Origin of the sequence: Kitasatospora sp. NPDC090308 (assembly GCF_044769485.1) — a bacterium.
Lineage (GTDB): Bacteria > Actinomycetota > Actinomycetes > Streptomycetales > Streptomycetaceae > Kitasatospora > Kitasatospora fiedleri.
This window is the reverse complement of record NZ_JBIVXY010000004.1, coordinates 137597-154868: the sequence shown is the minus strand read 5'-3', so window position 1 is coordinate 154868 and position 17272 is coordinate 137597. Positions and strand designations below refer to the sequence as shown.

Below are 17272 nucleotides of genomic sequence, written 5' to 3'. Positions count from 1 at the left end.
CGCCGGTCTTGTTCGGTGCCCGGTGGGTGTGGTGGGCTAACGGCCCCCCCCCCCCCGGCCGCGCCCCCCCCCCCGGGCCGGGGGGGGGCCGCCCCGGGACCCCCCCGGGGCGCGCCACACCCGCTCACGCGCTCACCCGCTCACGCGCTCACCCGCTCGCGCCGCTCACCGGCGCCCGGCGGCTACAGGCGCTGCCACAGGGCCGGGACGACGTCGGGGGTCCAGGTGCTCTGCGAGGTGTGGGCCTGCAGGCACTTGTAGCTGACGCCGTTGTAGGTGACCACGTCACCCGCCTTGTAGGCCACGCCCGCGGCCCAGGTGCCGCCGCCGGTGCCGCCGCCGTCGACCACCAGGGTGTAGCCGGTGCCGTGGGTGGCGGAGGGGCCGGTGCCGGTGACCGTGATGGTGTAGGTGCCGGCGGGAGTGGTGGCGGAGGTGGAGACCGTCAAGGTCGCGCTGCCGCCGCTGGTGACGGAGGACGGGCTGAACGAGACGGTGGCGCCGGACGGGGCGCCGCTCGCGGTCAGCGCCACGCTCTGCGCGCTGCCGGAGCTGGTCGAGGTGGAGACCGTGGCGGTGGCCGCCGAACCGGCCTGGACGGTGCCGGTGGCCGGGTTCACCGCGAGGGTGAAGTCGTTGGCCGGGGTGGTGGTCCCGCCGACCGAGGTCTTCCAGATCGCGTACGCCACCCCGTCGGCGTTCCGGTTCAGCACCGTCGCGTCCACGTTGGAGGTGGTGTCGCACGCGGAGTGGTAGCAGGAGTCGTAGGCGCGGTTCGCGGTGCCGCCCCACTTGGCGGCCTGCGCCGCGGTCTTGACGGCGCTGGCGCCCGCGGCGTAGCCCGAGGTCGGGATGCCGCCCTGCTGGAAGGAGTAGTCGTCCGAACGGCCCTGGCCCTCGACGTTCTCCTCCGGCTGGAGGTTCAGCGAGTCCCAGTACGCCTTGAGCGGCGCGGCGGCGGCCGAGTTGAGGTTGTTGACGAAGTAGCCGGCGTTGGGGGAGCCGACCATGTCGAAGTTGTAGTAGCCCTTGATCGCCGAGCGCTGGGCGGAGGAGAGCTGGCCCACGTAGTACTGCGAGCCCTGCAGGCCCTGCTCCTCGCCGGCCCACCAGGCGAACCGGACGTGCCGGCTCATGGTCGGGTTCTGCTGCGCCAGCACGAGCGCGTTCTCCAGCAGGACGGCCGAACCGGAGCCGTTGTCGTTGATGCCCGGGCCGGCCGCGACCGAGTCCAGGTGCGCGCCGAACATGGTGACCTGGTCGGACGGGCCGCCGGGCCAGTCGGCGATCAGGTTGTTGGCGGTGTAGGTGCACGAGGTGCAGGTCTGCTCGGTGACGGTGTAGCCCGCCGCCTGGAGCCGGCCCTTCACGTACGCCAGCGACTGGGTGTAACCGGCGCTGCCGGCCCGGCGGTTGCCGCCGTTCTGCTGCGCGACCGCGTACAGCTGGCCCAGGTGCGCCTGCACGTTGGCCACGTCGATGTCGGGCGCCGAGCCGCCCGGGTTGCCCCCGCCGCCGACCGTCAGCTGGTACTGCGCGGTGTGGGTGGCCGGACCGGAGCCGGTCACCGTCAGGGTGTAGCTGCCCGCCGGGGTGCTCGCGCCGACGTTGACGTTCAGCGTCGCCGAGCCGCCGGACTGCACGGTGGCCGGGGAGACCGTCGCCGTGGTGCCGGACGGCGCGCCGGTCACGGCCAGCGAGACGTTCGCCGCCGAGCCCGCGGTGACGGCCGTGGAGACGGTCGCGCTGGTCGAGCCGCCCGCCTGGACGGTGCCCGCGGCCGGGTTCAGCGCCAGCGAGTAGTCGCTGGTCGGGGCCGCCGCGCAGGTCGGGTCGCCGGTCTGGGCCGGGACGCTGACCGCGTCCCAGGCGGCCTTGGCGCGGTTGAAGAAGGTGCAGGTCGGATCGAGGTTCTTGGCCGCGGTCAGGGTCGCGGTCCGGTACTTCTTGTACGTCATGCCGCTGGTCTTGAGCAGCATGCCGCCGTAGAAGACCCGGCCCGCGTCGCGGATGCCGAGGCCGGTGACGGACGAGGAGTTGCAGGTCGGGCTGGACGGCTTGCCGCCGCCCGGGCTGGAGCCCTCCGCCAGCAGGTAGAACCAGTGGTTCAGCGGTCCGGCCGCCGCGTGCTCCTCGGTGTTCGGGATCGAGGCCGAGTAGCAGTTCGGGTTGCCGGAGACCTGCGAGGGGTTGTACATCACCCGGATCGGGCCCTGCCCGACCAGGTTGATCATCTCGCCGACCGTGTAGTCCGGGGAGTCGTACGGGGCCGGCTCGTTGGCGTACGCCTCGGTCAGCGCGCCCATGATGTCGCCGGTCGCCTCGCCCAGGCCCGACTCGTTGTTCGCGCCGCCCGGGGTGTACTGGTCGATGCCGTGGCCGAACTCGTGGCCCACCACGTCGATCGCCGCGATCCACTCGTTGGACTGGCTGTGGCCGATCGAGATCGACGAGCCGTCCCAGTACGCGTTGACGTCGTTCAGGCCGACCTTGACCGGCCAGCTGCCGCCGTTGCCGTTGTGGCCGTTGCGGCCCAGCCAGTCCCGGAGCATGTCCCACTCCTTCTGCGCCGCGAACATCGCGTCGGCGCAGCCGGTCTCCTTGGAGGTGGCGGCCCCGGTGCCCCAGGAGTCGGTGGACTTGCCGAAGACCTGGCCGGTCGAGTAGTCGGCGCAGCTCAGGCCCGGGCGGCCCGGGTCGCGCAGCGAGTACGAGCCGCCCGAGCCGGTGGTGTTGATGGTCAGGCCCGCCGGGCCGTTCCACTTGCTGTTGATGGTGCCGGCCCGGACGTCGTCGTACCGGTCGGCGACCTCGCCGGTCACCGCGTCCACGAACACGTGCAGGTGGCTGGGCCGGTCCGCGGTCGCACCGGTCAGCACCGACTCCCAGGCCAGCCGCGAGGTGCCGTCCTTGACCCGCACCACCAGGCGCGGGGCCTCGGCCGAGTCGACCCTCGCCAGCTCGGCGCGGGCCGTCCTGGCCGCGGCCGCCGCACTCACCTTCGCCGCGGTCGGCACGCCGACCGGCCCGGACGCGGCGTTCTGCACCGCCCGGACCCTGCCCTGGCCGTCGGCGAGCACCACCGCGTCGCCGCCGACCACCGGCAGGCCCCGGTAACTGCGCTCGTAGGAGACCGAGTACAGGCCGTTCAGGAACGGGGTGACGGCGCGGCGCTCGTAGCTCTCGTCCGGGCCCTTGGCCAGTGCGTCCGACCCGGCCGACGCCGCCAGGTCCGCCGCCGAGACGGCGGCGGCCAGCGGGGTGGGGGCGAGCGGGGCGGGGGGAGGCGCGGCGTTCGCCTGTCCGGCGAAACCACCGAGCATGCCTCCCAGCACGGCCAGGGTGGTGCCGGCGGTCAGCAGTCTGCGTTTCATCAGAGCTCCTCAGCTCCTCGGATGTGGGGGTGCCCGGAACCCTCACACCGCCGCCATGGCCCGGTCAACGGACCTGACAATCCCCGCAGCGGGATGGCAAATTCCGTCAAATACATTGATCGGGAAGGGAATTGACCTGCCATCGGCAAGGGTTCGGGGCGCTCCGGGCCAGGGTCACGGCAAGGGCGATGGCAAAGAAGAGGTACAGACCACACCATGTACGGGCCCGCCCCGGCCGGGTACCGTCTCGACAGCAGGAACGCTCGACGGCAGGGACGGAAGCGCAACCGGGGGAGGTGTCGGCGCATGCTGGGAGCACCCAACCCGGTCGAACTGCCGGACGGCGGCAGCTGGCAGGAGTTCGGCGCCCTGCTGCGCCACTGGCGCCGCGACGCCGGCTGGACCCAGGCCCAACTCGGCGCCGCCGTCGGCTACGACCACACCGCCGTCAGCCGGCTCGAACACGGCATCCGCCGTGCCACCCCCCGACTGGTCCGCCGGATCGACGAACTCCTCGGCAGCGGCGGCGAACTCACCCGCTGCTACCACCGCGCCGAGAGCGCCGAGGGCGACCGCCCCGCCCTCCCCCCGCACCTGCTGCGCCCCCCGCTGCCCCCCGGCACCGGCACCCTCCCCGCCGGACCCGCCACCGTCCCCGCCGACGACTGCACCGCCACCCTCCCCGGCTACGACGTCCAGTGCCCGCTGCACGGCGCCACCGGCTGCCACCTCCCGCCCCCCGCCACCGCCGTCGCCCTGCACGCCGCGTTCTGCGCCGACCCCGCCGCACCCCTCGACACCGACACCGTGCACGCCCTCGCCGCCGTCCTCGGCGCCCAGCTCAACGGCGCCGAACGGGCCATGGCCGGGTCGGCGGCGGGTGGGCGGGTTCCGGGTGGACGGAGCACGGGTGGCCGGGGTCCGGGCGAACAGGGGCCGGGGGAACGGGCGTTCGGCGGGAGCGGACCGGGCGCCGTGATCGAGGGCACCCTGCGCGCCGTCGTCGCCCGGCTCGCCGACGCCCCCGCCCGGCACCGCCGGGTCCTGGCCCGCCTCGCCGCCGAGTACGCCCACGCCGCGGGCAGCCTGCGCCTGCACGGCGGACGCCCCGCCACCGCGATGGCCTGCTTCGACCGCGCCCTCGGCTGGGCCGCGCTGGCCGGCGACGCCACCACCCAGGTCGCCGCCCTCAGCGACATGGCCGTCCTCGGCCTGCTCGACGACGACCCCGCCTCGGCCGGCGACTACGCCCGCGAGATCCGCCGCGCCGCCCCCGGACGCCACTGGTCCGACGCCCTCGCCACCCTCGGCGAAGCCCGCGCCACCGCCCTCGCCGGCGACATCCGCGCCACCGTCCGGCACCTCGGCCGCGCCCGCCAGCACCTCGACCGGCCCGCCACCGCCGTCGACACCGAGGAACACGTCCCCTGGCTCGCCCCCGCCGCCCTGCGCCTACGCGTCGAATCCGGCTCCTCCGCCGCCCTGCGCGACCTGGCCGCCGCCACCGCCGACCCCCGCCTCGCCCACCGCGCCCTGACCGCCGCCACCGCCGCACTCGACCTGCTCGGCGACGACCGACTCCCGGCCGCCCGCGCCATGCTCACCGTCCGGATCGCCGACTGCCACCTCTGCGCCGACGACCCGCACACCGCGCTCGTCACCCTCACCCCCGTCCTCGACACCGACGGCACCCCGCTCCCCGCCCTGGTCCGCCACGAACTCCGCGGCCTGCGCACCCGCCTCGCCGCGGGCGCCGACCGCTGGGGGTCGGGGGCGGTGGAGGCGGTGATGCGGGTGGGGGCGGCGATCTGACGTTGCCGCGTGGGCGGGTGTGGGGGGCGGACGGTGTTGGTGGGGCGGGGGTGGGTTGTGTGGTGTGGGTGTCTGCCGGGCTACGGGCGCTGGGGGCAGGGGGCAGGGGGCAGGGGGCGGTGGAGGCGGTGGCGCGGTTGGGTCAGCGATCTGACGTTGCCGCGTGGGTGGGTTGTTGTTTCGGCTCTGGTCGGCTGCGGGCTGTGTGGTGTGGGTGTCTGCCGGGCTGCGGGTGCTGACCGCTGGGGGTCGGGGGCGGTGGTGCGGGTGGGGGCGGCGATCTGACGCTGCCGCGTGGGCGGGTGAGGGGCGGACGGTGTTGGTGGGGCGGGGGTTCGTTGCTCTCCGCCTTGGGCCGCCGCGCACTGCCCGACGTGTGCGGTCAGGGCCGATCGCCGGGGGCGGGGTGGCGGTCGGTGCGGGACGGCGGTGGCGACAACTGGGCGGGCGGGTGCGGGAATTCGGGTGCGGGTGGGTGGGGGCGGGCGGCAGACTCGGCGGATGGGAATCGACGGCGTCGCGGTGGCAGCCGCTTTCGGGCTGGGGCGGCCCTCGGGGCCCTGGCGTTCGCTCGACAACGGGGGTGCCCCGACCGACAGTCGGCTGCTGATCACCTCGCGGGGGAGGTGGACGGTGCGGACGGGCCGGTTGCTGAGCGATTGGCACCTGGAGCAGGCCCGCCGGGTGCACCGCCTGCAGCGGGCGGCGCTGGCAGCCGGGATCGCCATGCCGCGCCCCGTCGAACCGCCCGCTCCGGCCGTCGGCTACTGGCACCGGCCGTCCGTGGACGAGCGGACGGTGGTCCGGGTCAGCGCCTGGCTGGACGGGCACGACCTCCGGCAGGCCGGAGTCGATGCCGACGCCGACGCCACGGCGGCCACCGGGTGGGTCGGCCGTACGCTGGCCCGGATCGCGGGCCTGGACACCGGTGGCGGCGAGCCCGACCCGCCGCACCCCGTGGCGGAGTGGCGGGAGTGGGTGGCCGAAGCGGAGGCGGGCGGGCTCCCGGTGGCCGCACCGGCCCGCGCCCTGCTCCCGGTGGTCGCCGACGCCACCGCCCTGGTGCACGACGCGATGCGCGCGGCCCCCGCCGCCGTCCTGGTGCACGGCGACACCTCCCGGGCGAACGTGCTGCGCACCCCCGACGGCTACGCGCTGATCGACTGGGAGACCGCCCGGGCGGAAGTCCCCTGGTGGGAGGCGGTGGACGTGGCCTTCCGGTTCGCCACCCCCGTCGACGGCCCCACCGTCGCCCCCGACCCCCGGCTGGTACGCCCCCTGCTCGCCGCCTACCTGCACGCCGACGGCCCGCCCGGCCCCGCCGACCCGTCTGCCTTCGCGGGCCTGCTGCGCAGCCAACTCGCCTTCACCGCCTGGTCCCTGTGGCTGGCCCTGGGCCACCGCGCCGCCACCCCCGAACAGCGGGCCCACGGACTGCGGATCGTCACCGCCACCGCCCGCGACCTCCCCCGGATCATCCGCTCCCTCGACGGCTGGACCAGCCTGCTCCACTGAACCGCCCCGCCACCGTCCCCCAGCCAGCCAGCCAGCCAGCCAGCCAGCCGACCGACCCGAGGCCCGTACCGCCCTCCCGTCACGGAGGTGGTGCGGGCCGCCGGCGTTCCCGTCGGGCCGTCAGGGGGTCGCGAGGCGTTGGAGCAGGGTGTTGAGGGTGGCGCGTTCGGTGGGGGAGAGGGGGGTGAGGAGGTCCTCGGTGACGCGGCGGCTGTCGTGGTCGGCGGTGCGGAGCAGGGCGTGGCCGGCGGGGGTGAGGACGACCTGGCGGCTGCGGCGGTCGGCCGGGTCGGGGCGGCGTTCGGCCAGGCCCAGGCGCTGGAGGTCGTCCAGCAGGGAGACGATCGCGCTGGGGTCGTAGCCGAGGCGGTCGGCGAGTTCGCGTTGGCGGGCGCCGTCGACGGTGGCGAGGTAGCGCAGGATCGCGTGGTGGCGCAGCCGGAGGCCGTGCTGTTCCAGGGCGGCGTTGAACGCGCTGCCGGAACGCAGGCCGAGGCGGTACAGCAGGTAGCCGGTGTCGGCGTGCAGGCCGTGCATCCAGGGGTCGTCGCTCATGGGGGTCATCATGCCAGAGCGAAGATGTTCGGAACAATCATTGACATCAACAATGATTGTTCCTAGCTTCAATGGCCATGAGCAACGAAACCTCCCAGAACCCACCGGCCGCCCCGAACGGCCGTCAGCCCCTCGACCTGACCGGCAAGGTCGCCGTGGTCACCGGCAGCGGGCGCGGTCTCGGCCTGGCCTACGCCACCGCGCTGGCGGCGGCGGGCGCCGCCGTCGTGGTCAACGACCTGGACGCCGAGGTCGCCGACGCCGCGGCCGCCACCCTCACCGCCGCGGGCGGCCGGGCCGTCGCGGTGGCCGCCGCCGTCGGCACCGCCGAGGCCGCGCAGGCCCTGGTGGACCGGGCCGTCGACGCCTTCGGGCGGCTGGACGTGATGGTCACCAACGCGGGCATCCTCCGCGACCGGGTGCTGTGGAAGATGACCGACGAGGACTTCGACGCCGTCGTCGCCACCCACCTGCGCGGCACCTTCACCTGCGCCCGGGCCGCCGCCGTCCGGATGCGCGAACAGGGCGAGGGCGGCCGGCTGATCCTGATCGGCTCCCCGGCCGGGCAGCGCGGCAACTTCGGCCAGACCAACTACGCCGCCGCCAAGGCCGGGATCGCCGCGATGGCGCGCACCTGGTCGATGGAGCTCGGCCGGTCCGGCATCACCGTCAACGCCGTCGTCCCGGTCGCGGCCACCGCGATGACCGAGACCGTCCCCGCCTTCGCCCCGTACGTCGAGGCGATGCGGCAGGGCGCCCCGCTGCCCGACTTCCTGCGCAAGGGCGAGGGCTTCGGCACCGCCGAGGACTGCGCCGCGCTGGTCCCCTTCCTGGCCTCCGACGCCGCCCGCGAGGTCACCGGCCAGTGCATCGGCATCGGCGGCGACAGGCTCGCCCTCTGGTCGCACCCGCAGGAGGCGGCCGTGGCCTACGCCGACGGCGGCTGGCGCCCGGAGACCATCGCCGCCGCCTGGGCCACCTCGGTCGGCCGCGAGCCGCAGACCGTCGGCATCCCCGCCCCCGCCGTCCCGGCCGCCGCCGCCCCCGCCGTCCCGGCCGCCGCCCCCGCCGTCCCGGGCGGAGCGGAGTGAACCCCGCCGAGCTGACCGCGATCGACGTCCACACCCACGCCGAGGTCTCCGCGCACGGCCACACCGCGCTCGACGAGGAGCTGAACGCGGCCTCCAGCGGCTACTTCAAGGTGGCCGGCGACCGCAGGCCCACCGTCACCGAACTTGCCGCGTACTACCGCGAGCGGCGGATGGCCGCCGTGGTGTTCACCGTCGACGCCGAACACGCCACCGGCCGCCCGCCCGTCCCCAACGAGGAGATCGCCGAGGCCGCCGCCGCCAACGCCGACGTGCTCATCCCGTTCGCCTCGATCGACCCGTTCCGCGGCAGGGCGGGCGTCCGGCTGGCCCGCCGCCTGGTCGAGGAGCACGGCGTCCGGGGCTTCAAGTTCCACCCCAGCATCCAGGGCTTCTTCCCCAACGACCGGCTCGCCTACCCGCTGTACGAGCTGATCGAGGAGACCGGCACCGTCGCGCTCTTCCACACCGGCCAGACCGGCATCGGCGCGGGCGTCCCCGGCGGGGGCGGCATCCGGCTCAAGTACTCCAACCCGCTGCACGTGGACGACGTCGCCGCCGACTTCCCGCACCTGAAGGTGATCCTCGCCCATCCGTCCTTCCCCTGGCAGGACGAGGCGCTGGCCGTCGCCACCCACAAGCCCGGCGTGCACATCGACCTCTCCGGCTGGTCGCCCAGGTACTTCCCGCCGCAGCTCGTCCGGTACGCCAACACCCTGCTCCAGGACAAGGTGCTGTTCGGCTCCGACTACCCCGTGCTCACCCCCGACCGCTGGCTCGCCGACTTCGCGCAGCTGCCGATCAAGGACGAGGTCCGGCCGAAGATCCTCAAGGACAACGCCGCCCGGCTGCTCGGACTCGCCCAGCCGTGACGCCATGAGTGGAAAGGCAGTCACCCGCCCCATGCGCAACCAGGGAACCGGCTCCTGGCCCGCCCGCCGGGCCCGGAAGACCCCGCACCGCACCGCCCTCGTCCACGACGGGCGCCGCCACAGCTACGCCGACCTGCACGACCGCACCACCCGGCTGGCCCACGCCCTGCGCACCGCCGGCGTCCGCCGCGGCGACCGGGTCGCCTACCTCGGCCCCAACCACCCCGCCCTCCTGGAGACGCTGTTCGCCACCGGCCTGCTCGGCGCGCTCTTCGTCCCGCTCAACACCCGCCTGGCCCGGCCCGAGATCGCCCACCAACTCGACGACTGCGGGGCCCGGGTACTGGTCCACGCGCCCGGCTGCGCCCCGCTGGTCCCGCCCGGCGCGGTGCCGGTGGCGGTGGAGGTCGGCGCGGCGTACGAGTCCTGGCTGGCCGGGGCCGACCGCACCCCGGTCGACGAACCCGTCGGCCTGGACGACACCTGCCTGATCATGTACACCTCGGGCACCACCGGCCGTCCCAAGGGCGCCCTGCTCACCCACGGTAACCTCACCTGGAACGCCTACAACGTCCTGGTCGACACCGACCTGCGGGCCGACGACCGGGCCCTGGTCAACGCCCCGCTGTTCCACACCGCGGGCCTCAACATGCTCACCCTGCCCGTCCTGCTCAAGGGCGGCACCTGCCACCTGGTCGAGTCCTTCGACCCGGCCGGGGCGCTGGAACTCATCGCCCGGGAACGGATCACCTACACCTTCGGCGTGCCGACCATGTACGACCTGATGGCCCGCCAGCCCGGCTGGGCCGACGCCGACCTGCGCAGCCTGCGCATCCTCAACTGCGGCGGCGCCCCCGTCCCGCGCCCGCTGATCGACACCTACCTGCGCCGCGGCCTCTCCTTCCAGCAGGGCTACGGCATGACCGAGACCGGCCCCGGCGCCCTCTTCCTGGACGCCGAGCACGCCGTCGCCAAGGCCGGCAGCGCGGGCGTGCCGCACTTCTTCACCGACGTGCGGCTGGCCGCCCCGGACGGGCGGGAGGCGGGCGTCGGCGAGACCGGCGAGATCCTGGTCAGCGGCCCGCACGTCGGCCCCGGCTACTGGGGCCTGCCCGAGGCCACCGCGCAGTCCTTCCGGGACGGCTGGTTCCGCAGCGGCGACGCCGCCCGGGCCGACGCCGACGGCTACCTCACCATCGCCGACCGGATCAAGGACATGTACATCTCCGGCGGCGAGAACGTCTACCCCGCCGAGGTCGAGGAGGCCCTGCTCGCCCTGCCCGGCGTCGCCGAGTGCGCCGTCTACGGCGTCCCCGACGCCAAGTGGGGCGAGGTCGGCCGGGCCGTCGTCGTCCCCGCCGCGGGCACGGCACCCGATCCGGACGCGCTGCTCGCCGCCCTGGCCGGGCGGCTCGCCAGGTACAAGCTCCCCCGGACGCTGGTGCTCGCGGACGAACTGCCGCGCACCGCCTCCGGAAAGCTCCTCAAGCACCGGCTCCGCGCCCGGTACGGCAACTGACCCCTCCGTCCCCCTCCCCGAAAGGCCCACCCCCATGGCACGCACCGTCGACGGGCTCGACGCCCTCAAGGCCCTGGCCGGCACCGACCTCGGCAGCAGCTCCTGGCTCGACGTCACCCAGCGGCGCATCGACACCTTCGCCGACGCCACCGACGACCACCAGTGGATCCACACCGACCCCGAACGCGCCGCCACCGGCCCGTTCGGCGCGCCCGTCGCGCACGGCCACCTGACGCTCTCCCTGTTCATCCCGCTCTTCACCGAACTGCTGGAGGTCGAGGGCGTCACCACCAAGGTCAACTACGGCCTCAACAAGGTCCGCTTCCCCGCCCCGGTCAGGGCCGGCTCCCGGATCCGCCTGACCGCCCGCCTCGCCGCCGTCGAGGACGTCCCCGGCGGCGTGCAGGTCACCGTCGACGGCACCGTCGAGATCGAGGGCGCCGCCAAGCCCGCCGCCGTCCTACAGAGCGTCTCCCGCTTCTACGCCTGACGCCCTGACGCACCTGGCGCCCTGACGCGCCGACGCCCTGACGCGCCGTCAACCGGGCCGGGTCGACCGCCGAACGCCGGCGGTCGGCCCCGCCGATATTCGGACGACCCCGACCGGGCCCGCTGTTAGGGTGGCCCGATGGCAGTGCTCAGACAGTTCCAGGTCACCTTCGACTGCGCCGAACCCGCCCGCGTCGCCCGCTTCTGGTGCGAGGTGCTCGGCTACGAGTCCCACCCGCCCAAGGGCTTCGACAGCTGGGAGCGGTACGAGGACTCCCTCCCGCCCGCCGAACGCGGCTCGTGGTCCGCCTGCACCGACCCCACCGGCGTCGGCCCCCGCCTCTACTTCCAGCGCGTCCCCGAGGGCAAGACGGTCAAGAACCGCGTCCACCTCGACGTCAGGGTCGGCACCGGCCTCCTCGGCGAGGAGCGCCTCGCCGCCCTGGAAGCCGAATGCACCCGCCTGCTCCCCCTCGGCGCCGTCCGGGTCCGGCTGCTGTACGACGGCGGTGACGACTCCTGCATCGTCATGCAGGACGTCGAGGGCAACGAGTTCTGCATCGACTGACCCCCGTCTCCGTCCCCGTCCCCGCCCCCGTCCCCGTCTCCGGCCCGACGAGCGGGGGCACCGACCCGAAACGGTGAACGCCCCCGGGCGCGCGCGGCCGTGCCCGCCCCGGCCGGAGGAGAATCGGACGGGAGCAGAGGAAGCGGCGCGTCATGAGTACGGCGGCCCGCGTCCCCCGGGACCACAGCGTCAGTGACCCCGAGCGGGCCCTGAAGTACGCGATCCAGCACGTCGCGGGGGGCCGCGCCGAGATCATCGCGGGAGTCATCACCCCTCGGGTCGCCGTCCTGGGCGCACGAGAACGCGGCCGAGGCGGTGCGCCGGCAGCTGACCCCGCGGCTGGAGGAACTCGGCCTGGTCTCCGGCTCCGGCACCCTCGACCTGCCCGGCAGCGAGAACTGGTCCACCCCCGACCCGGCGGTCGTCCCGGCCGGACTCGCCGCGAAGACCGAGGGCGCCCTGCTCCCGGACCGGACCCTGCCGGTGGTCGAGGTCACCTCGCCGTCCAACGGCGAGACCGACCGCCCCGCCAAGCGCCGCCGCCACGGCCGGTACGGTACCCCCCGTCCGCCTGCTGGTGGTCCGTCAGCAGCGCGAGTGCACCGTCTTCTCCGGCCCCGGCCGCCTCGGCCACGCGGAGGTCGACGGCCCCCACCCCTTCGGCAGCCCCGTCCGCCTCCCCGCCCCGTTCGACCCGGACCTGGACACCGGCCGTTTCTGAACCGGACCCGCCGCCTCCGGCCCGATGGCGGGGGGAGTGGCGGACGCCCGCGGTGGGGAGGGGTACGGTCGAGGCAGACGCACGGGAGGGCAGGGGCATGACGGCGACAGCGGAGACCGGGGCGTTGCGCGTGCCGCGCAGCATCAACGGCATCGAGCAGGCGCTCACGTACGAGGAGCGGGCCCGGTTCTACGGCGAGCTCGGGCCCGTCGAGGACCCGGCGGACCGGGAGGCCGTGATCACCACGTGGTGGCTGCGGGCCATGTCCGGCGCCTACGGGAGCGATCGGAGCGGGTTCCGGGCGGCGGTCGCGCCGGTGCTCGCCACCGGGCGGGCGCAGCAGGCCGGAGCTGCCGCGTGAGCGGTTGGCGGATATGGCTCCAGGACCAACCCGCGCACACCATGGTCGCGATCTCGAAGGCGGACGACATCCTCTTCGCGCTCGTCACCGCCTCCCTGGTGCTCCTCGACGACCGGGCCGGCAGCCCCGTCGACGAATGGGGCGACCTGCGCAACGTCGTCCTGGCGCCCTCCGTCACCGCCGAGGTCTTCGTCAACCCCGACCAGCGCACCATCGACGTGGTGCGCCTGGTCTGGCTCCCCGGCTTCGACGGCTGACCGGCCGGCGAGACCGGTGGGCCCCCGGCCCGGGGGCCGGGGGCGGTGGGGTCAGAGGGCGGTGGGGTCAGAGGGCGGTGGGGTCAGAGGGCGGGGGTCAGGCGGGGGGTGCGGTCCTCGACGGCCTGGGCGGCGTCCAGGACGAGTTCCTCCTCGAAGCGGCCGCCGATCAGCTGGACGCTCATCGGGAGGCCGTCGACCAGGGCGGCGGGGACGGTGGCGGCGGGGAAGCCCAGGATCGGGACGGCCGCCATCGGCCACTGGGCGGCGACCAGGGCGGCGGCGCGTTCGGGGGAGGCGAGGTCCGCGTCCTGTTCGAAGGGCGGCTCGGCGCTCACCGGGGTGAGCAGCAGGCGTTCGCGGCCCAGGAGTTGCTGGAGTTCGGTGATCAGCGCGGCGCGCCGCGACCAGCCGTGGATGTACGTGGCCAGCGAAGGGGCCTCGCCCCACTCGGCGGCCGCGGCGGCGAAGGAGTAGGCCAGCGAGGTGCGCACGCCCGGGTCGCCGACCCGGTCGACCAGCGGCATGGTCGGGCGGAAGTCCTCGTAGATCAGCAGGGACCAGAGCCGGGCCGCCTCGGTGAGCAGCGGGAGGCCGTCCAGTTCCTCGACCCGGTAGCCGGCTTCGGTGAGCTTGCCGACGGCCGCGTCGATCGCCCGTTCCACCGCCGGGTGGTTGGGGACGGTGCCGATCGAGCGCACCACCGCGACCGCCGGGAGGGTGCCGGGCGCGGGGCGCTCCGGCAGGGCGGGGACGCCGGCCGGGTCGCGCAGGTCGGGTGTGGTCATCACGCGCAGCGCGAGGCGGGCGTCCGCGACGGTGCGGGCCAGCGGGCCCTCGACCGCGCAGGACTGCACGGTCAGCGGCATCACCAGCTGCTGGCGCCCCGCCGGGGTGTCGACGAAGACCGGCGCGGCCCAGTTGGAGACCCGGCCGACCGTCGGGCGGATGCCCACCACGCCACAGCAGGCGGCCGGGTAGCGGATCGAGCCGCCGATGTCGTTGCCCTGGGCGAGCGGGGTCATCCCGGCGGCCAGGCCCGCCGCCGCGCCGCCGCTGGAGCCGCCGGGGGTGCGGTCGGGGGCCCAGGGGTTGAGGGTCCGGCCGTGCAGGTCGTTGGTGCTGAACCAGCGGTAGGAGAACGCGGGCGCGTTGCTGCGGCCCAGGAAGACCGCGCCGGCGCCGCGCAGCGCCGCCACGCAGGCGGCGTCCTCGGCGGCCGGGGTGCCGGCCAGCGCGGCCACGCCGTGCGAGGAGGCGAAGCCGCGCTGGTCGGTGTTGATCTTCGTGGAGACGGGGACGCCGTGCAACGGCCCGAGGTCCTCGCCGGCGGCGGTGCGCCGGTCGGCCTCGCGGGCGGCGGCCAGGCTCTCCTCCGGGCGGAGGTCGGCCAGCGCGTTGACGGTCGGGTTGACGGCCTCGACGCGGTCCAGGCAGGACCGCACGAGCTCGGTGGCGGAGAGGGACCGGTCGCGGATCGCGGCGGCGGCCTCGACGGCCGTGAGCTGCCACGGCCGGGTGGGGAGGGAGTGGTTGTCCATGAACGCCTCTACGAGGGCGCGCGCTCCGGCGGAACGCGCGGAGGGGGAGTGCTGACGCACAAGATGTGACGACGTTATGCAACAACGTTTGATGAAGTCAAGGTCCGGGCCCCGCGCCCCGCGTCCGCGCGGGCGCGTCCCCCGCCCGGCGGGCGCGCCTCAGGCCCGGCCGGTGAGCAGGCGCACCGCGGTGCGGGCGGCGTTCGCGCCGCGGGGGGCGGGCCAGTGCGCCGGGTCCTCCAGGGTGGAGAGCCAGTAGCCGCGGAAGAGCAGGTGGAGCAGGTCCGCGGCGCCCGGGTCGGTGATGCCGGCCTCGGCGAGCAGCGGGTCCAGGGCGGCCCGGTGGTCGCGGGCGAGTTCGGCGACCAGGACGGCGGCGTCGGAGCCGTCGCCCTCGCTGACGATCTCGGCGAGCAGGCGCCGCATCACCTCGTCGTCGCGCTCGGTGGTGCACATCCACTCGGCCAGGGTCAGCAGGCGGTCCGGGCCGCTGTGCCCGGCGAGCAGGGCCTCGGTCTCCCCGGCCCAGTGGCGCTCCGCGTGGCGCAGGGCGTTGGCGATCAGGGCGGAGCGGGTGGGCAGGTAGTTGGTGATCATCGCGGTGGAGCCGCCGAGTTCCTGCGCCACGGCGCGGATGGTGACGGCCCGGACGCCGCGGGTGCGGGCGACCTCGATGGTGGCGTCGGCGATCCGGGCCAGGCGGTCTTCCTGGTCGACCTCGATCGGCATCGGCGTACTCCTCCGGAAAGTGTTGACCGGGTGGCGGGCAGGTGCAATCTTGTCATACAACAACGTTGCACAACGCCGTTGCATGACGCCGCCGGCGAAGTCCCCCGGCGCGCGTCCGCCCGTTGCGCACCCCCTGCCACGCCCTCCCAGGCCGGAGCGACACCCCCATGCCATCCCCCGAGCACCCGCCCCTCGCCATCGAGCGGATCGTCCCCGCCCCCGTCCCCCCGCAGGCCCGCCAGCACCTGGTGCGGGTCCGCGACGGCGTCCGCCTCGCCACCGACGTCTACCTGCCGCCGGACGGCGGCCCGCCGTGGCCCACCGTGCTGATCCGGCTGCCGTACGACAAGAACAGCCGCTACGTGTTCACCGACCGGATCGCCGAGCGCCTCACCGCCCGCGGCTACGCCGTCGCCGTGCAGGACGTGCGCGGCAAGTTCCGCTCCGAGGGCGGGACGCTGCCGTTCGTCCACGAGTCCGCCGACGGGTACGACACCATCGAGTGGATCACCCGGCAGGACTGGTCGGACGGCCGGGTCGGGATGTTCGGCGACTCCTACTACGGCTTCACCCAGTGGGCCGCCGTCGCCGCCGGGCACCCCGCGCTGCGGGCCGTCGTCCCGCGGGTCACCGCCGCCGACTTCAACGCGATGTTCCGCCACGGCGGACGCGAACTGCCGCCCCCGCCCTGGCGGGAGGGCGTGACGTACTTCGCCCACCACTGGGTGGGCCGGGACACCTACGAGTACCGGGCCGACCCGGCGGCCCGGCCCGCGATCGCGCCGTACGAGCAGGCGTTCCGGCAGATCGGCGACCGCTCGGCCTGGTTCACCCTGCTCGCGCCGCACCGGGTCGACCTGTGCACCCAGTTCGGCCGGCACCCGTTCGACGCCCGGCCGGTGCCGGTGCTGCACTGCGTCGGCTGGTACGACAACATCGTCCGCGCCCACCTCGCCGACTACCTGGAACTCGCCGCCCGCCCCGAGTGGGACGCCGTGCAGTACCTGTGGGCCGGGGCCGTCGACCACGAGAACTACCGGCTGGCGCTGGCCCCCGTCGCCCCGCCGGACGACCACGCCGAGGACGAGCGGGCCCTGGAGCGGATGCTCGACGACTACCTCGGCCCGGCCCTCGACTTCCTCGACGTGTTCCTCCAGGGCAGCCGGGACGCTGCGGAACTCCCCAAGGTCGCCTGGGAGTTGGGCCACGCCGGCTGGCGCACCGCCGAGAGCTGGCCGCCGCCCGGGACCCGCCCGCTCACCCTGCACCTGGACGGCGCCCAGCTGGCCGCAGGCCCGCTGCCCGGCGGCGCGCTGACGGCCCGCCCGCCCCGGGAGCAGCGGTGCGCCCGCTGGACGCACGACCCGGACGCCCCCGTCCCGTCCCTGGTCGAGAACTCCTTCGCCTACCTGCACACCCACCCCGACCTGGCCGCCCCCGCCGCCCGCCCCGACGTGCTGGCCTTCACCGGCGAGGCGCTGGCCGCACCGCTCGACCTGGCCGGGCCGGTCGAGGCCGAGCTGCACGTGGACGGCGAGGCCCCCGTGTTCGACGTGTTCGCCAAACTCGCCGACCTCGCCCCCGACGGCACCGCCCGGCTGATCGTCCGGGGCCAGGTGCAGGCCACCGCGGCCGGGCCGGTGCACATCGACCTCGCGCACACCGGCTACCGGGTCCGCGCCGGACACCGGCTGCTGCTGCTGGTCGCCGCCTCCGACTTCCCGCTCTTCCTGCCCGCCACCGGCACCGGCGACAACCCGTGGACCGCCACCGAGGCCCGCCCCGCCGTCCAGCGCCTGCACACCGGCGGCCCCCGGCCCTCCCGGCTGACCGTCACCGTCCTGCCCGCACCCGCCGGTTGACGCCCGCCC

Annotated in this window: 14 protein-coding genes and 1 pseudogene; 11 read left to right on the top strand and 4 right to left on the bottom strand. The window is 75.1% G+C overall.

The features are described 5' to 3' along the window. Nucleotides 1-182 precede the first annotated feature (182 nt). A complete protein-coding gene (locus ACIQVD_RS11245) occupies nucleotides 183-3374 on the bottom strand; it encodes a M28 family peptidase (RefSeq protein ID WP_402287982.1) in 3192 nt (1063 codons plus the stop codon). Between the two features lie 306 nt (nucleotides 3375-3680). Between ACIQVD_RS11245 and ACIQVD_RS11240 the strand changes: the two genes are divergently transcribed. Together ACIQVD_RS11240 and ACIQVD_RS11235 are read left to right on the top strand one after the other, a co-directional pair. After that, nucleotides 3681-5186, top strand: a complete 1506-nt coding sequence (locus ACIQVD_RS11240) for a helix-turn-helix domain-containing protein (RefSeq protein ID WP_402287979.1) — start codon at nucleotides 3681-3683, stop codon at nucleotides 5184-5186. A gap of 501 nt (nucleotides 5187-5687) precedes the next feature. Then, nucleotides 5688-6701 (top strand): phosphotransferase, encoded by a 1014-nt coding sequence (locus tag ACIQVD_RS11235; protein WP_402287976.1) that lies wholly within the window; start codon nucleotides 5688-5690, stop codon nucleotides 6699-6701. Between the two features lie 120 nt (nucleotides 6702-6821). On the opposite strand, the gene ACIQVD_RS11230 is transcribed toward ACIQVD_RS11235, so the two are convergent. Then, nucleotides 6822-7256 carry a MarR family winged helix-turn-helix transcriptional regulator gene (locus ACIQVD_RS11230; RefSeq protein ID WP_402287974.1) on the bottom strand — a complete coding sequence of 145 codons (435 nt, stop codon included), beginning with the start codon at nucleotides 7254-7256 and terminating at the stop codon, nucleotides 6822-6824. Nucleotides 7257-7327: 71 nt separating this feature from the next. Here ACIQVD_RS11230 and ACIQVD_RS11225 point away from each other — a divergent pair, with 71 nt between their 5' ends. The 8 genes and pseudogenes from ACIQVD_RS11225 (at nucleotide 7328) to ACIQVD_RS11190 (ending at nucleotide 13131) form a co-directional block, all read left to right on the top strand. Next, nucleotides 7328-8347, top strand: a complete 1020-nt coding sequence (locus tag ACIQVD_RS11225; protein WP_400685289.1) for an SDR family oxidoreductase — start codon at nucleotides 7328-7330, stop codon at nucleotides 8345-8347. Beyond that, the gene (locus tag ACIQVD_RS11220) at nucleotides 8344-9216 is read left to right on the top strand and encodes an amidohydrolase family protein (protein ID WP_400685291.1); all 873 of its coding nucleotides are present in this window, start codon (nucleotides 8344-8346) and stop codon (nucleotides 9214-9216) included. Before ACIQVD_RS11225 ends, ACIQVD_RS11220 begins: the two co-directional genes overlap by 4 nt. A 31-nt stretch (nucleotides 9217-9247) precedes the next feature. Then, nucleotides 9248-10735: a long-chain fatty acid--CoA ligase gene (locus ACIQVD_RS11215; protein ID WP_402287970.1), complete on the top strand. Its 1488-nt coding sequence runs from the start codon at nucleotides 9248-9250 to the stop codon at nucleotides 10733-10735. Nucleotides 10736-10769: 34 nt separating this feature from the next. Next, nucleotides 10770-11225: a MaoC family dehydratase gene (locus ACIQVD_RS11210; RefSeq protein ID WP_402287968.1), complete on the top strand. Its 456-nt coding sequence runs from the start codon at nucleotides 10770-10772 to the stop codon at nucleotides 11223-11225. A 138-nt stretch (nucleotides 11226-11363) separates the two neighbouring features. Then, the gene (locus ACIQVD_RS11205) at nucleotides 11364-11792 is read left to right on the top strand and encodes a VOC family protein (protein WP_111551509.1); all 429 of its coding nucleotides are present in this window, start codon (nucleotides 11364-11366) and stop codon (nucleotides 11790-11792) included. Between the two features lie 152 nt (nucleotides 11793-11944). Beyond that, a pseudogene (locus ACIQVD_RS11200) lies at nucleotides 11945-12513 on the top strand (Uma2 family endonuclease). A gap of 97 nt (nucleotides 12514-12610) precedes the next feature. After that, nucleotides 12611-12874, top strand: coding sequence for a hypothetical protein (locus tag ACIQVD_RS11195; RefSeq protein ID WP_400685297.1), 264 nt, complete (start codon nucleotides 12611-12613; stop codon nucleotides 12872-12874). Then, nucleotides 12871-13131: a hypothetical protein gene (locus ACIQVD_RS11190; protein ID WP_400685300.1), complete on the top strand. Its 261-nt coding sequence runs from the start codon at nucleotides 12871-12873 to the stop codon at nucleotides 13129-13131. Before ACIQVD_RS11195 ends, ACIQVD_RS11190 begins: the two co-directional genes overlap by 4 nt. 83 nt (nucleotides 13132-13214) lie before the next feature. Here ACIQVD_RS11190 and ACIQVD_RS11185 read toward each other — a convergent pair whose 3' ends face one another. Further along, nucleotides 13215-14672 (bottom strand): amidase, encoded by a 1458-nt coding sequence (locus ACIQVD_RS11185; protein ID WP_402287964.1) that lies wholly within the window; start codon nucleotides 14670-14672, stop codon nucleotides 13215-13217. A gap of 159 nt (nucleotides 14673-14831) precedes the next feature. Beyond that, complete coding sequence (locus ACIQVD_RS11180) at nucleotides 14832-15401, bottom strand: TetR/AcrR family transcriptional regulator (protein ID WP_402287961.1); 570 nt, start codon at nucleotides 15399-15401, stop codon at nucleotides 14832-14834. Nucleotides 15402-15568: 167 nt separating this feature from the next. Here ACIQVD_RS11180 and ACIQVD_RS11175 point away from each other — a divergent pair, with 167 nt between their 5' ends. Beyond that, nucleotides 15569-17263 (top strand): CocE/NonD family hydrolase, encoded by a 1695-nt coding sequence (locus ACIQVD_RS11175; RefSeq protein WP_402287959.1) that lies wholly within the window; start codon nucleotides 15569-15571, stop codon nucleotides 17261-17263. The last annotated feature ends 9 nt before the right edge of the window (nucleotides 17264-17272 follow it).

Bases quoted from the DNA above. Each gene is read 5' to 3' on its own strand.
- ACIQVD_RS11245 (WP_402287982.1), bottom strand. From the start codon at position 3,374: ATGAAACGCAGACTGCTGACCGCCGGCACCACCCTGGCCGTGCTGGGA.
- ACIQVD_RS11240 (WP_402287979.1), top strand. From the start codon at position 3,681: ATGCTGGGAGCACCCAACCCGGTCGAACTGCCGGACGGCGGCAGCTGG.
- ACIQVD_RS11235 (WP_402287976.1), top strand. From the start codon at position 5,688: ATGGGAATCGACGGCGTCGCGGTGGCAGCCGCTTTCGGGCTGGGGCGG.
- ACIQVD_RS11230 (WP_402287974.1), bottom strand. From the start codon at position 7,256: ATGAGCGACGACCCCTGGATGCACGGCCTGCACGCCGACACCGGCTAC.
- ACIQVD_RS11225 (WP_400685289.1), top strand. From the start codon at position 7,328: ATGGCCATGAGCAACGAAACCTCCCAGAACCCACCGGCCGCCCCGAAC.
- ACIQVD_RS11215 (WP_402287970.1), top strand. From the start codon at position 9,248: ATGCGCAACCAGGGAACCGGCTCCTGGCCCGCCCGCCGGGCCCGGAAG.
- ACIQVD_RS11210 (WP_402287968.1), top strand. From the start codon at position 10,770: ATGGCACGCACCGTCGACGGGCTCGACGCCCTCAAGGCCCTGGCCGGC.
- ACIQVD_RS11205 (WP_111551509.1), top strand. From the start codon at position 11,364: ATGGCAGTGCTCAGACAGTTCCAGGTCACCTTCGACTGCGCCGAACCC.
- ACIQVD_RS11195 (WP_400685297.1), top strand. From the start codon at position 12,611: ATGACGGCGACAGCGGAGACCGGGGCGTTGCGCGTGCCGCGCAGCATC.
- ACIQVD_RS11185 (WP_402287964.1), bottom strand. From the start codon at position 14,672: ATGGACAACCACTCCCTCCCCACCCGGCCGTGGCAGCTCACGGCCGTC.
- ACIQVD_RS11180 (WP_402287961.1), bottom strand. From the start codon at position 15,401: ATGCCGATCGAGGTCGACCAGGAAGACCGCCTGGCCCGGATCGCCGAC.
- ACIQVD_RS11175 (WP_402287959.1), top strand. From the start codon at position 15,569: ATGCCATCCCCCGAGCACCCGCCCCTCGCCATCGAGCGGATCGTCCCC.